General features: G+C 40.3%; 12 protein-coding genes. All 12 read right to left on the reverse strand.

Annotated elements, in window-relative coordinates; genetic code table 11:
* Positions 1 to 63: 63 nt before the first annotated feature.
* Positions 64 to 1,854 (reverse strand): excinuclease ABC subunit UvrC, encoded by a 1,791-nt coding sequence (uvrC, locus tag M9R32_RS03295; RefSeq protein ID WP_269925324.1) that lies wholly within the window; start codon positions 1,852 to 1,854, stop codon positions 64 to 66.
* Between the two features lie 98 nt (positions 1,855 to 1,952).
* Positions 1,953 to 2,267 (reverse strand): thioredoxin, encoded by a 315-nt coding sequence (trxA, locus tag M9R32_RS03300; protein WP_269925325.1) that lies wholly within the window; start codon positions 2,265 to 2,267, stop codon positions 1,953 to 1,955.
* 504 nt (positions 2,268 to 2,771) lie between these two features.
* The gene (locus tag M9R32_RS03305; protein WP_269925326.1) at positions 2,772 to 3,746 is read right to left on the reverse strand and encodes an electron transfer flavoprotein subunit alpha/FixB family protein; all 975 of its coding nucleotides are present in this window, start codon (positions 3,744 to 3,746) and stop codon (positions 2,772 to 2,774) included.
* Positions 3,747 to 3,783: 37 nt separating this feature from the next.
* Positions 3,784 to 4,557: an electron transfer flavoprotein subunit beta/FixA family protein gene (locus M9R32_RS03310; RefSeq protein WP_269925327.1), complete on the reverse strand. Its 774-nt coding sequence runs from the start codon at positions 4,555 to 4,557 to the stop codon at positions 3,784 to 3,786.
* A 25-nt stretch (positions 4,558 to 4,582) separates the two neighbouring features.
* Positions 4,583 to 5,356, reverse strand: a complete 774-nt coding sequence (locus M9R32_RS03315; RefSeq protein ID WP_269925328.1) for an enoyl-CoA hydratase — start codon at positions 5,354 to 5,356, stop codon at positions 4,583 to 4,585.
* 18 nt (positions 5,357 to 5,374) lie between these two features.
* Positions 5,375 to 5,956 (reverse strand): TetR/AcrR family transcriptional regulator, encoded by a 582-nt coding sequence (locus M9R32_RS03320; RefSeq protein WP_269925329.1) that lies wholly within the window; start codon positions 5,954 to 5,956, stop codon positions 5,375 to 5,377.
* Between the two features lie 89 nt (positions 5,957 to 6,045).
* On the reverse strand, positions 6,046 to 7,743 hold the full coding sequence (locus tag M9R32_RS03325; protein ID WP_269925330.1) for a long-chain-fatty-acid--CoA ligase: 1,698 nt from the start codon (positions 7,741 to 7,743) through the stop codon (positions 6,046 to 6,048).
* Positions 7,744 to 7,960: 217 nt separating this feature from the next.
* Positions 7,961 to 8,374, reverse strand: coding sequence for a DUF350 domain-containing protein (locus M9R32_RS03330; protein ID WP_269925331.1), 414 nt, complete (start codon positions 8,372 to 8,374; stop codon positions 7,961 to 7,963).
* 105 nt (positions 8,375 to 8,479) lie between these two features.
* A complete protein-coding gene (locus tag M9R32_RS03335; RefSeq protein WP_269925332.1) occupies positions 8,480 to 10,843 on the reverse strand; it encodes an endonuclease MutS2 in 2,364 nt (787 codons plus the stop codon).
* Positions 10,844 to 10,858: 15 nt separating this feature from the next.
* Positions 10,859 to 12,559 carry a DNA polymerase/3'-5' exonuclease PolX gene (gene polX / locus M9R32_RS03340; protein WP_269925333.1) on the reverse strand — a complete coding sequence of 567 codons (1,701 nt, stop codon included), beginning with the start codon at positions 12,557 to 12,559 and terminating at the stop codon, positions 10,859 to 10,861.
* A gap of 618 nt (positions 12,560 to 13,177) precedes the next feature.
* The gene (locus M9R32_RS03345; RefSeq protein ID WP_269925334.1) at positions 13,178 to 13,717 is read right to left on the reverse strand and encodes a CvpA family protein; all 540 of its coding nucleotides are present in this window, start codon (positions 13,715 to 13,717) and stop codon (positions 13,178 to 13,180) included.
* 4 nt (positions 13,718 to 13,721) lie between these two features.
* Entirely contained in the window at positions 13,722 to 13,982 is a 261-nt protein-coding gene (zapA, locus tag M9R32_RS03350; protein ID WP_269925335.1) for a cell division protein ZapA, read from the reverse strand.
* Positions 13,983 to 14,021: the final 39 nt, after the last annotated feature.

Below are 14,021 nucleotides of genomic sequence, written 5' to 3' on the forward strand. Positions count from 1 at the left end.
GAAGCTCTTTGTTGAACAATCGTTTTAGTGATTCAATTTCAGTGAGTCAACAATATCATATACTCACTCTTTTGACAATGACTCATTTTGAAAATAGGCAGACATGGATTCCGCGATTTGCAATGGTAAACCAGATTGTTTCAGCTCTTCCACGGAAGCTTCTTTGATGCGTTTTACAGAGCCAAAATGTTTCAATAACATTTTTTTACGCTTCGGACCGATTCCTTCGAAACCATCCAAAGCAGAAGCAATAGTTTGTTTCCCACGCTGTTGACGATGGAATGTAATCGCAAATCGATGGACTTCATCCTGTATCCGTTGTAGTAAATAGAAACCTTCACTCGTTCGTTTTAAAGGAATGATTTGTGGTGGTTCTCCATATAACAACGAAGATGTCTGATGTTTCGCATCCTTAGCCAATCCCGCTATCGGAATGGATAAACCGAGTTCATCTTCAATCACTTCGCGTGCGATTTCCATTTGTCCTTTCCCTCCGTCAATGACGATCAGGTCGGGCAATGGTAGTTCGTCTCTTAATACACGGGTATATCGTCTGCGAATAACTTCCCGCATCGCACCGTAGTCATCATGAGCTGCAGCGGTTTTCGTTTTATATTTACGGTAGTCTTTTTTGTTTGGCCTTCCGTCAATAAACGATACCATCGCCGAAACTGCATCTGCTCCGTAAATATGTGAGTTATCGAACGCCTCAATCCGGAGAGGTGGTGCAATATCCATTGCTTTCCCAAGTTCCTCAACCGCACCAATCGTCCGCTGCTCTTGTCGGTCAATAAGCTGGAACTTTTCACGAATGGCGATTTCGGCGTTCTTCGTCGCCAAATCGATCATTTGTTTTTTCTTGCCTCGGCTTGGTGAAGACACTTTTACCTCAAGCAGTTGATTGGCTAGTTGCAAGTCGACGGTGCTCGGTAAAAACACTTCTTTAGGCTTGATATGATGTGGCTTATCATAAAACTGACCAAGGAATGTCAGGAATTCATCGTCCGGGTCTTGATATAACGGGAATAAGGATACATCACGTTCGATTAACTTGCCTTGACGGACAAAGAATACTTGCACACACATCCAACCTTTATCCACGGCAAAGCCAAAAATATCACGGTCAGTAAAATCATTCGTCGTCATTTTTTGTTTTTCCATAACGGTTTCAATATGTGTGATTTGGTCACGGTATTCCTTTGCTCTTTCAAACTCTAAGTTTTCGGCAGCTGAGGACATTTTTTCCGTCAATTCATGCTTCACTTGTTGGTATCCACCATTTAGGAAACGGGTAATTTCATCAATAATTTTCCGATAAGCATCCTGTTCGATTGTTTTTACACAAGGTGCAAGGCACTGGCCTAAATGGTAATACAAGCAGACGCGATCCGGTAAAGTCGGACATTTTCGCAAAGGATAAAGCCGATCAAGTAATTTTTTCGTTTCACTCGCTGCATATGCGTTCGGGTAAGGACCGAAATATTTCCCTTTATCCTTTTTAACAATCCTGGTTGTAATCAATTTCGGATGTTTCTCACCTGTTATTTTGATATAAGGATATGTTTTATCATCTTTCAGCATGATGTTGTATTTAGGATCATGCTTTTTAATTAAATTCAGTTCCAAAATCAATGCTTCAATATCTGAAGACGTAACGATGTACTCGAAATCTTCTATTTCCTGAACGAGGCGTTGTGTTTTCCCATCATGACTCCCTGTAAAATAAGAACGAACACGATTTTTCAACACTTTTGCCTTCCCCACATAAATAATGGTGCCTTGCCGGTCTTTCATTAAATAAACACCCGGCTGATCAGGTAGAATCGCGCATTTTTGTTGAATTAAATCATTCATCATCTCATCACCTGTTGAAAAAAACCGGGTGCCCATGGGTACCCGGTTTTAATAATATGTCTTTTACAATATAAGAATTGAAAGCTAATTGAAAAAGATTATGCGTGTTTGTTAACTAAATTAGCTAAAGCTTCTTTCGGGTTGAATCCAACTACTTTATCAACAGGTTGCCCGTCTTTGAAAAGTACTAATGTTGGAATCGACATAATGCCGAAATTGCTAGCTGTTTCTTGGTTTTCATCTACATCAACTTTTACGATTTTCACTTTACCATTCATGTCAGCATCTAATTCTTCAAGAACTGGAGCGATCATTTTACAAGGTCCACACCAAGGTGCCCAAAAATCGACTAAAACTAAGCCGTCAGAAATTTCACTTGAAAAGCTTTGATCTGTTCCGTGTACAATTGCCATATTAAAACATCCTCCTCTTAATACAAACTCTAAACGTAGTATAGCATGTGGTAAATACTGCTTCTACTTTTATGCTCAGCCTTTTCATGACTAAAATGAACAGGATAAACACTATCCATTGAAGCGGAAGCGATATTTATCATGTACCCGCTTTTGGTCCTTTTCAAAACAAAGGTTTTTGGACATTTGCGCTCGCCGTGTGTTTCACGAATACCAACAAGTTCAAAGAACCTACTCAAAGAATACGATTTTGGTCATACTCTTTCTTGCGGCATGCAGGAACAAATGTGCTCTCTCTAAAGCAATTTTCTATTTTTTGGAGCAACTTTTCAAAAATAGGAGCAACTTCCAATGGTTTTGGAGCAACTTTTCAAATTTGGGAGCAACTTTCGCGATTTGGGAGCAACTAACCATTTTTATCCATTTAGAAAATCTTCCCCTAGCATTCCTGTCCATGAAAAAAACTCCGCAAAGCATTTTCGCTTAGCGGAGTCTTAATAAAGATTAGTTAGCTTTCAATTTCTTGAATTCTTCAGTCAACATTGGGATGACTTCGAACAAGTCACCGACAATCCCATAATCAGCTACTTTGAAAATGTTTGCTTCAGGGTCTTTGTTGATTGCAACGATGATTTTTGAGTTAGACATACCAGCTAAATGCTGGATTGCTCCAGAAATTCCTGCTGCAATGTAAAGGTCAGGAGTTACAACTTTACCTGTTTGACCAATTTGAAGTGAGTAATCACAGTAGTCAGCGTCACATGCACCACGAGATGCACCAACAGCGCCGCCTAAAAGATTAGCTAGTTCTTTTAATGGTTCAAAACCATCTTCGCTCTTCACGCCACGACCACCAGCAACGATTACTTTCGCTTCTGATAAATCTACGCCTTCAGTTGATTTACGTACAACTTCTTTGATAACTGTGCGAAGGTTTGTGATGTCTACAGATAATGAAGATACATCGCCAGTTCGGCTAGCATCGTGAGCTAAAGGCTCAATATTGTTAGGACGGATTGTGATGAAATCAATACCGTCTTTGATTTTCACTTTTTCAAATGCTTTACCAGAGAAGATTGGGCGGATAAATACTACGTCTGCGCCTTCTCCTTCGATATCCGTTACATCTGAAACAAGACCTGATTTTAATTTACTTGCTACTTTTGGTGATAAGTCTTTCCCTAATGCTGTGTGTCCGAAAACAACTGCATCCGGGCTTTCACTTTCAACAACAGCCATAAATGCTTGGCTGAAGCCGTCAGATGTATACGTTTTCAAATGTGGGTGCTCGACAGTGATAGCACGGTCAGCTCCATAATGAATCATTTCAGTTGCTAGAGATTGAACAGAGTCTCCTAGAAGAACTGCTACTACTTCTCCACCGCCTGAAATTTTCTTTGCTGCAGCGATAGTTTCAAAAGATACATTACGTAAAGCACCTTCACGTGCTTCACCGAGTACGATTACTTTTTTTGTCATGATGTGTTTCCCTCCAATTACAAATCTTCAGATTCGATTAAACGACTTTTGCTTCTGTGCGAAGTAATTGCACCAATTCTTGTACTTGGTTTGAAAGATCGCCTTGAAGTACGCGACCTGCTTCTTTTTTAGGAGGCAAGTAAATTTCGATTGTCTCCGTTTTCGCTTCTACATCATCCTCATCAATATCCAAATCATCCAATTCTACTTCATCAAGCGGTTTCTTTTTCGCTTTCATAATACCTGGTAAAGATGGATAACGAGGTTCGTTCAAACCTTGTTGAGCTGTAACTAGTAATGGCAATGACGTTTCTAGAACTTCAGAATCGCCTTCCACATCACGTACGATATTGACTTGTGTTCCATTGATTTCTAATTTCGTAATTGTTGTTACATAGTTGATGTCCAATAAGTCAGCAACACGTGGTCCAACTTGACCAGATCCACCATCAATTGCAACGTTACCAGCTAAAATTAAATCTGGGTTTTTATCTTTCAAGTAATCTGCCAATATTTGAGCAGCAGTAAATTGGTCCATTTCATCTAAATCATCTTCTGTGTTGATTAGAACAGCTTTATCAGCGCCCATTGCAAGAGCTGTACGAAGTTGCTTTTCAGCGTCTTCCCCACCCATTGTCAATACCGTCACTTCGCCGCCGTGAGCGTCGCGGACTTGGATCGCTTCTTCAATTGCATATTCATCGTAAGGATTAATGATGAATTCAGCGCCGTCTTCCTGAATTTTGCCACCAGAAACGACAATCTTTTCTTCTGTATCAAATGTACGTTTTACCAACACATAAATATTCATGTTGCAGACCTCCCAATACTTTTCATTATTTTCCTTTGAACGATGGTTCGCGTTTTTCGATAAATGCTGAAATGCCTTCTTGAGCATCTTCCGAAACGAAAACGGTTCCAAAAGATTGCGCTTCAGCTTTCACACCTTCATCATAAGCGTACGTTTTTGCAAATTGTAACATGTCTATTGCTGCTTTCATTGCAACTGGGCTCTTCTTTGCAATTTTACTTGCAAGTTCCATAGTTTTAGCTAATAATTCTTCCTCCGCATATGCACGGTTTGCCAATCCCCATTGAACCGCTTCCAAACCGCTGATCGGTTCGCTTGTCAGCAACATTTCTGCTGCTTTCGGCATTCCAACTAAACGTGGTAAACGTTGAGTGCCAGCAAAGCCTGGAATCAGACCTAGCTGTAGTTCAGGCAGTCCAAGTTTAGCATTTTCAGATACGATGCGCATGTGACAGCTCATCGCGAGTTCAAGTCCTCCGCCAAGTGCCGCTCCATGAATAGAAGCAATCACCGGTTTTGAGAATCTTTCAACGCGTTCAAAAATTTCTTGTCCGCTTGCAGCTAATGCAGAAAACTCTTCCCCAGTTTTGATTGAAGTAAACTCTTTAATATCTGCGCCTGCCGAGAAGAAACGTCCTTCTCCGTGCAAGACGATGACACGAACGCTGTCATCATGCTCGACAGCATTCAGCAATTCGTTTACTTCGAGAATAAGTGCTCGTGATAATGCATTTGCCGGCGGTCGATTAATCGTTACTTTCGCAACGTGATTTTCTACAGTCCAACTCAAAAACTCCATACAAGCCCATCCCTTCACTTATGATTTCATACCACTCATTAATAAACGATGAACTTTAGGTGCCAATTTCATCAAATCGTACTTCTGTTCATTCATCACCCAAGTAGTAATCGTCTCATCAATTGTACCAAAGACCATGTGTCTCGCAAGACGAATATCTAACTCTTCTTGAAATTCACCATTTTCCAATCCTTCAATTAAAATATCATCGAGCAACATTAAGTACTCTTTTAACACTTCATTGATTTTCATGCGAATTTCCTTGTTGGACTGTCTCAGTTCCAATTGAGTAACGATGGCTAAATGATGATCTGTAGCTAAAACGCGAAAATGATTTTCCACCATTTTTAATAGTTTTTCAGATGATGTTGATCCATCACTTATGATTGCTTTCAGGTTCTCAACAAATAAACCCATTTTTTCCTGGAAGACAGAAATTAAGATATCTTCCTTGTTTTTAAAGTACAGATAAATGGTTCCATCAGCGACGCCTGCTTGTTTCGCGATTTTAGAAACTTGTGCCTGGTGATACCCATTTTCTGCAATCACTACTACGGCTGCGTCGATTATTTGTTTAAATTTCGGTTTGTCTCGTTTCATAGATATCACCACCAAAAAAGATGAAATTATGAATGAGTGTTCATTCACAATTTCATCTTAAACTGAAGTACAAACGTTGTCAAGAATTGTTACGACGTTGCACTTGCTTCTCTATATTTTTCTTTTTCTTCTTCAACTAAAGAACGACGAAGAATTTTACCTACTGCTGTTTTCGGTAACTCTTTTCTGAATTCGTAAATTCTAGGCACTTTAAATGCTGCGAGGTGTTCCCTGCAGAAAGCGTTCAATTCTTCTTCAGTAACCTGATGGTCTTCTTTCAATACAACATACGCTTTAACGGTTTCTCCACGATATGGATCAGGTACACCGACAGCGACACATTCCTGGATAGCGGGATGTTCGTAAAGAACTTCTTCAATTTCTCGAGGATAGATATTGAATCCACCTGCAATAATCATATCTTTTTTACGATCTACAACGTAAAAGAATCCTTTTTCGTCCATATACCCTAAGTCACCGGTTAACAACCATCCATCGCGCATTGTATTTTCAGTATCTTCTGGACGGTTCCAATAACCTTTCATGATTTGTGGTCCGCGTACACAAATTTCTCCTATTTCTCTTGGAGGCATTGGCTCTGTAGAATCCACTTGGAAAATCGCTGCTTCTGTATCTGGCCATGGAACACCGACAGACCCTTTGATTCGTTCATTATCCCAAACAAAATTTGCGTGTGTCACAGGGGATGATTCAGTCAAACCATATCCTTCAACAAGTTTCCCACCAGTTACTTCCTCAAACTTTTCCTGAACTTCCACTGGCAGTGGTGCCGAACCGCTTAAACATGCTTGAATGGATGATAAATCATATTTGGCAATATCCGGATGGTTTAATAGACCGATATAGATGGTTGGTGCTCCAGGGAACAACGTTGGTTTCTGTTTATCTATCGTTTTCAAAGCAGAATCAACATCAAATTTCGGTAATAACACCATTCGGTTGCCTAGCATGACAGACAAAATCATGACGGTTGTCATTCCATACACATGGAAAAATGGCAGGATGCCCAAAATCGTTTCTTCACCTTTTTTACATCGATACAACCACGCATCACACATCGAAGCGTTGGCAATCAGGTTTTTATGGGACAACATAACACCTTTCGGGAATCCGGTTGTACCTCCTGTGTATTGCAAAATCGCAACATCTTCTTCAAAGTCAAAAGGTACGTCTATTTCTTGTGCTTTGCCGACCTTCATCACTTCCGGGAACAAGTGATTCATGCCTCTATGCTCGACTTTTACAGTGAATCCGTATTGTTTCTTTTGAATAAACGGATAAACCAAATTTTTCGGGAAAGGCAAGTAATCTTTTATTCCGGTAATAATGATGTTTTCTAAATTGGTTTCTTTAATTACTTTTGAAATACGAGGGAATAAAATATCGAGTGACAAGATTGCTTTGGCGCCAGAATCTTTCATTTGATAAGCAATTTCTCTCTCTGTATAAAGCGGATTGGTCTGGACGACGATGCCACCTGCATAAAGAATTCCATAGTACCCAATCACATTTTGAGGACAGTTCGGCAACATGATGGCCACTCTGTCACCTTTTTGAATTCCGAGTGAACGCAAATAGTTAGCAAACTTCAACGCAGATTCATAGAGTTCTTGGTACGTCAGATCTTTCCCAAGAAAATGAATAGCCACTTTTTCCGGATAATCACGGTAGGCTCTTGTCAGATATTCCTGAACCGGAATAGGATCGTACGAAAGCGTATGCGGAATCTCTGGTGGATACTGAGACAACCATGGTTTTGCCGTCATTTTATTTTCCCCCTTTTTTTAATCGTTTGAATATTCCTATTCTTTATTATAGAGAAAAATGAATCCGCTTACAATAAAATAAGAAAAAAGCATGGGACGTTTTACATATCCCATGCTACTAAAGTTATTGTAAATACAAATAAATGATGCCCACAATGAAAAAAGCGACGCAGACCCCAAGTAAAATTTTCGCTAGTTTTTCCAAATCAATCCGCTCCTAAGAGATACTTGCGCCAATAACAAATGACAGACCTACGGAAATAGATAATGAAATGAAACCAACGGATCGATTGTCATTTTCAATTTCACGGTCAATATTGAATTTTGGCGTTAAAAATTCAAACAGGAAATATGCGACGAGTAGCAATCCAAAACCATATAAACCCCAGCCCATCATTTCAGGCAAAGAATTATGATTTTCAATGGAATAACGAAAAATATTTGCAACTCCAAAAATTTTCCCTCCTGTCGCCATTGCGACTGCGACATTTCCTTTTTGAATCTCTTCCCAGTTTTTATATTTGGTGACGATTTCAAATATGACCATTGTCAAAATCAAACATAACACGACCACACTGAAATACCCTGTTGTCTCTACTAATGGGTGTTGCCAAAAATCCATCCCTAACATATGTTAACTCCTTTAAACGTTTGTAGCTTGTACGTTTGAAACGGATTATGGTTTCAAAAATTTATTTCAAGACATGAAGATTAGTCGAACAATCAACCACCAAGCTTATTTTAATTCTACAACTGTTACGCCGTGTCCACCTTCGCCGGCTTCCCCAAATCGGTAACTTTTCACGCGGGAGTGATTCTTCAAAAACTGCTGAATCCCTTGTCTTAATGCTCCCGTGCCTTTTCCGTGAATGATGGATACTTGATGGTAACTGGATAATACCGCGTCATCAATGTATTTCTCAGCTCGCAAAATGGCGTCTTCGTAACGTTCTCCACGTAAATCCAGTTCCAGTTTTACATACGTGTCGCGACCTTTGACATGTGTCATCGCTACGGTTTGTTTTGGTTTTTCCGGCTTGATGTATTCCAGGTCCGTTTCAGGCAACTTCATTTTCAGAATGCCAATTTGGACACTCCACTCTGTGTCTGAAACTTTATCAAGCAACGTACCTTTTTGTCCGTAACTCAATACTTTGACCTCGTCACCCTGCGTCAGTGTCATCTCACGTTCTTTAATTTGCTTTTGTTTTTTCAGTACTGAGTTTTCCGGAGCAGCTTTTTCAAGGCGTTTGCGCACATCAATCAATTCATGGTCTTTAATGACGTGTTGTGCATTTTTTTGCATATGGCGAAGTTCAGTAATAATGCTTTCGGCTTCTCGTTTCGCTTCGTCCACAATTTTCCGTGCTTTGTCTTTCGCTTTTTGTTCAAGCTTTTCTTTTTGTTCTTCCAACTCTTTCAGCTGGGCTGTCAGATCTGCTTGAATTTTTTCCGATTCCACGAGCAATGCATGGGACTGTTCCGCATCTTTTTCCGACTGCTTACGGCTCACTTCAAGTGATGCAATCATTGACTCTACTTCGTGACGATCTGTACCAGTAAATGATTGTGCATGCTTAATAATGTGCTGTGGCAAACCAAGTCTTTTTGAAATCTCGAATGCATTACTGCGTCCGGGAACTCCGATTAACAATTTGTAAGTCGGACTTAAAGATTCCACGTCAAATTCAACGCTGGCGTTTGCGACACCCGGTCGGTTATAACCATATGCTTTCAGTTCAGGGTAATGCGTCGTGGCCATCACGCGTGCACCTCTGCCATGCACTTCATCCAAAATAGAAATGGCTAAGGCAGCACCTTCCTGAGGGTCTGTTCCTGCACCAAGTTCATCAAATAACACGAGGCTGCGATCATCAAACTTCGATAATATATCCACAATGTTAACCATGTGGGATGAGAATGTACTCAAACTTTGTTCTATCGATTGTTCGTCTCCGATATCTGCGAAAATTTGATCAAAAACGGTTATTTCTGAACCATCCAGTACAGGAATCGGCAATCCTGCCTGGGCCATTAACGTACATAATCCCACTGTTTTCAGGGTGACTGTTTTACCACCTGTATTCGGTCCGGTAATAACAATCGCTGTAATATCGTCGCCAAATTCAATTGTGTTGGCTACCGCTTCCTCAATATTTAACAATGGATGACGAGCCTTTACCAATCGAATCACGCCAGTGTCATTTACAGTAGGCTTTGTACATTTATTGGCTTGTCCATATTTTGCTTTCGCTAAAATGACATCGATTTCACCCAGAATCTGGACCAGCACAAATATATCGTGAGCAACAGCCTGCACTTCCAGGGACAATGCCAACAAGATGCGTTCGATTTCTTCTTGCTCTTTCATTTTCAGTCTACGAATTTCGTTGTTTGCCTGCACGACAGCATCTGGTTCAATAAACAACGTTTGCCCTGAAGAGGACTGATCATGGACAATCCCACCATAATTTCCACGGTACTCCTGTTTTACAGGGATAACGAAACGATCGTTTCGAATCGTTATGATGGAATCTGATAACATTTTGGATGCGTTTTTCCCGCGTGTGTAACTTTCCAACTTTTCACGAACACGGCTTTCCTGTGCACGCAACTGCTGACGAATTGTGCGTAGCTGAGTGCTGGCACTGTCTAGTACGGCACCGTTGTCATCAATACAAGCGATGATTTCGTGTTCTAATGCTGTAAGAATCGGCAATGCTTGTTTGCGCTCTAAGAAGTAGGGGATTTTAATATCTTCTGATTCCTCTACTGCTTCAAAAAATTGACGTAATATACGGCTGGCACGAATTGTGCTGGCAATTTCCATCAATTCAGTCGGGCTTAGCATACCGCCAATTTGAGCTCGTTTGGCATGCCCACGCACGTCAAAAATACCGCCCATCGGTACATTTCCCCTTACACGCAGTACAGAAAGCCCTTCATCCATTTCATCCAGAAGTTTAACTACAGTATCCAAATCTATTGATGGTTCAAGTAAATCCAAATGTGTACGGCCAAGTGATGATGTGCAAAAACTGGCCACTTGCTCTCTCACTTTATCAAATTCAAGTGTTTTCAATGCGCGTTTGGCGATCATAAAAAAACACCTCCATTACTTCAAGTATTTTATCAATTTCTCATAGGACCATGTATTGACAATCATATCTTTTTTCAACCATGCTTTTTGTCCATATTTCACGCCGATGTCCATAAATCGCAATTGATCTATGCTGTGTGCATCGGTATTAATGGCAATCGGAACATTAAGCTTTTGTGCTTCCTCTAAATATTCAGTCGCCAAATCCAGGCGATGAGGATTTGCATTCAACTCAAGGATTTTACCATACTCCGCAGCCCATTTAATTAGCTGATGGACATCAGGATCATAACCATTTCGTTGTCCGATAATACGGCCAGTCGGATGGGCAATCATATCGACATGAGGATTTTTCATGGCCGTCAATAACCGTTCCATGATTTTTTCCTGTGTTTGGCTGAAACTTGAATGAATGGAGGCAATGACAAAGTCCATTTCTTCAAGTAATTCATCATCAAAATCAAGTGAACCGTCAGGCAGTATGTCCATTTCAGTTCCAGCCAATATTTTAATGTCTGGGTAATTTTTTTGAATTTCTCTTATTTCAGCCATCTGCTGACGCAAGCGTTCAGGAGATAACCCGTTTGCGACACGCAAATAATGAGAGTGATCGGTGATGGCTATATGTGTGTACCCTTTAGCAAGGCAAGCTTCGATCATTTCACTTAATGAATGCGCACCATCTGACCACGTTGTATGCATATGCAAATCCGATTGAATGTCACTGACATCAATAAGTGTTTCCAGTTCTTCTTGACGGTCAAACTCCCTAGAATCTTCTCGGACAGGTGGCGGAAAATAAGGAAGGCCAAAATGGGCGAAGAAATCTTCTTCCGACTCGAATGTTTGATTCGAGCCATCTTCTTGTTCCACTCCGTATTCACTGATTTTCTTTCCTTGTGCTTTGGCAATCTGGCGCAACTTCACATTATGGTCTTTCGAGCCTGTGAAATGGTGTAAAGCAGTCGTGTAAGCTGCGGGTTCAACCAGACGGAAATCTACATCAATTAATTCTTCATAATCGATCGTAACGGAAACTTTCGTGTCTCCAGCGGCAATAATTTCAGATACGGGCAATGCTTTCAATAAAGTTTCCCGAACTGTAACCACATCCGTGGTTGCGATAATGAAATCAAGATCTTTGCTCGTTTCTTTCACACGTCTGAAACTACCTGCCACAGAAAATCTATCTATTTCCTTAATTCCACTTAATACGGCTTCGATGATGGTTACAGCTGTTTCTAAACGCCAAATCGGCAAACGGTCCGGTCTAGAATTGAATTGTTCCAATTCTTTCAGAATTTTCTCTTCCGTTTTTGCACCGAAACCTGCAAGTGAACGGACTTTCCCTTCGTCACACGCTTGTTTCAACGTCTCAGCAGAATCTACACCAAGTTCCTGGTATAGTTTGGCTATTTTCTTCCCGCCGAGACCAGGCAATTTCAACAAAGGCAATAGTCCACTTGGTACTGACTCTTCCAATTCCTGCAATACAGTTGATTTACCCGTTTCAATCAAGTCCTCGATTACTGAAGCCGTACCTTTTCCGATGCCTTTAATTTTTGTGACATCATCCATTTCGGCTAGACTTCTTGCATCCAGTTCAAGTGCTTGAGCAGCTTTTCGGAAAGCTGATACTTTAAAAGGATTTTCTCCTTTCAGTTCCATATATAAAGCAATTTTCTCTAAAGTTTTAATGATGATTTTTTTATTCAAGTGTATCCCTCGTCCCCTGTCAGATTGGTTCAAAAAAGGTATTCCTATCCATGAAATAGCAGAATGAGTTTATAACAAATGTATAGAGTATCGATTGAAAACTATTTAAAAAAGGTTGTGCTAAATGGTGCTATTGATATTCCGCAAAACAGCTACGCTTTCCGTGGACTTGCGCTGAACTAACTCGGACTAAATGTCCGAGTGGATTTCAGCACTTCGCTGTTCCCACAGGAGTCTTCACTGTTTTGCTCCATATCACTAAATCGTAAGTTAGTTATTTCACTGCTTACTATAATGATTGTAGTAGAATGCGGCGACTCCAGCGGAATCAGCGTGTCCCAACTAGACCCCGCAGTGAGCGACTTGTGCAAAATTATTTTTGCATAAGTCGTTTGCGACGAGTAACCGCAGGAGCACCATAAATGAACGAAGGCAAAGAACGTCACATCCTGTGACAATACCTTCGTGACCAACATCCTGTTGGCCCGAGGAGGCTAGTGGACCGCCCGCGGAAAGCGTCCGCATGGAACGAAAATCAACAATATCTCTTAACTGAACATAATAAAAAGAAACTATCTGACGCTTTAAAAAAACTTCTCTCATGAAGAGAGAAGTCACTTATTCAGTATAGATGTACCACCAGTTTTTAACCGTCTCTGATAAAAATGGTGTATTTTTAAGCATAGATTCCGCTAAATTTGAATGCTCGATCAAATTTTGGAAAGGCCCTATCGGCATAAGAGCAACCACGTAGATTAAAATAAACAATAATATGTAAAATTCGATGAAGCCTAAAAATGCACCAGCAATTCTACTAATGAATCCTAGTACTGGTAAGTATGAAAGGAAATCAAACATGGATGCGACTAACTGTAACGCAAATTTCACGACAAAGAAGATGAGTGCAAATGCGATTAACTGATAAAACGTCTGATCCAGATCCAATTTATCGATTGCAAATGTCAGCCTTGAGCTTGAATCGACAGTCGGGTATGGAATCCACAGCACAAATTTTTCTGCGAGTGGTTTATAATAGGAGTAGGCAACGATGAGCGCAATTATGAATCCAGTCATATGGATCAATTGGACGATTAATCCTCGTTTTGCACCTACAAAAATTCCTGCAGCTAATAATACTAAAATAATTATATCTAACATGTATTCAACCCTTTAACCTTTTAATTTCTTCTTCCAGTTGTTCTACTTGTTCTTTTAATTTAACATATTCATGAACTGTGTTGACCGCAGTTAGTACCGCCAACTTAGAACTATCTAATGAGGGATTGTGCGAATTGATTTCTCGCATTTTATCGTCAACCATAGAGGCCACGAGACGCATATGACCGCTCGTTTCCGAACCAACCATTTTATACGTTTGTCCATATATATCTACTGAAACTCGTATTTTATGTTGCTCTGACAAAGGTTACCCTCCCCATCAAAAAATCCTATAAATTATCAT

Origin of the sequence: Paenisporosarcina quisquiliarum, assembly GCF_027563315.1 — a bacterium.
In the GTDB taxonomy this organism is placed as follows: Bacteria; Bacillota; Bacilli; order Bacillales_A; family Planococcaceae; genus Paenisporosarcina; species Paenisporosarcina quisquiliarum.

Bases quoted from the DNA above. Each gene is read 5' to 3' on its own strand.
- uvrC (WP_269925324.1), bottom strand. From the start codon at position 1,854: ATGAATGATTTAATTCAACAAAAATGCGCGATTCTACCTGATCAGCCG.
- trxA (WP_269925325.1), bottom strand. From the start codon at position 2,267: ATGGCAATTGTACACGGAACAGATCAAAGCTTTTCAAGTGAAATTTCT.
- M9R32_RS03305 (WP_269925326.1), bottom strand. From the start codon at position 3,746: ATGACAAAAAAAGTAATCGTACTCGGTGAAGCACGTGAAGGTGCTTTA.
- M9R32_RS03310 (WP_269925327.1), bottom strand. From the start codon at position 4,557: ATGAATATTTATGTGTTGGTAAAACGTACATTTGATACAGAAGAAAAG.
- M9R32_RS03315 (WP_269925328.1), bottom strand. From the start codon at position 5,356: ATGGAGTTTTTGAGTTGGACTGTAGAAAATCACGTTGCGAAAGTAACG.
- M9R32_RS03320 (WP_269925329.1), bottom strand. From the start codon at position 5,956: ATGAAACGAGACAAACCGAAATTTAAACAAATAATCGACGCAGCCGTA.
- M9R32_RS03325 (WP_269925330.1), bottom strand. From the start codon at position 7,743: ATGACGGCAAAACCATGGTTGTCTCAGTATCCACCAGAGATTCCGCAT.
- M9R32_RS03330 (WP_269925331.1), bottom strand. From the start codon at position 8,374: ATGTTAGGGATGGATTTTTGGCAACACCCATTAGTAGAGACAACAGGG.
- M9R32_RS03335 (WP_269925332.1), bottom strand. From the start codon at position 10,843: ATGATCGCCAAACGCGCATTGAAAACACTTGAATTTGATAAAGTGAGA.
- M9R32_RS03345 (WP_269925334.1), bottom strand. From the start codon at position 13,717: ATGTTAGATATAATTATTTTAGTATTATTAGCTGCAGGAATTTTTGTA.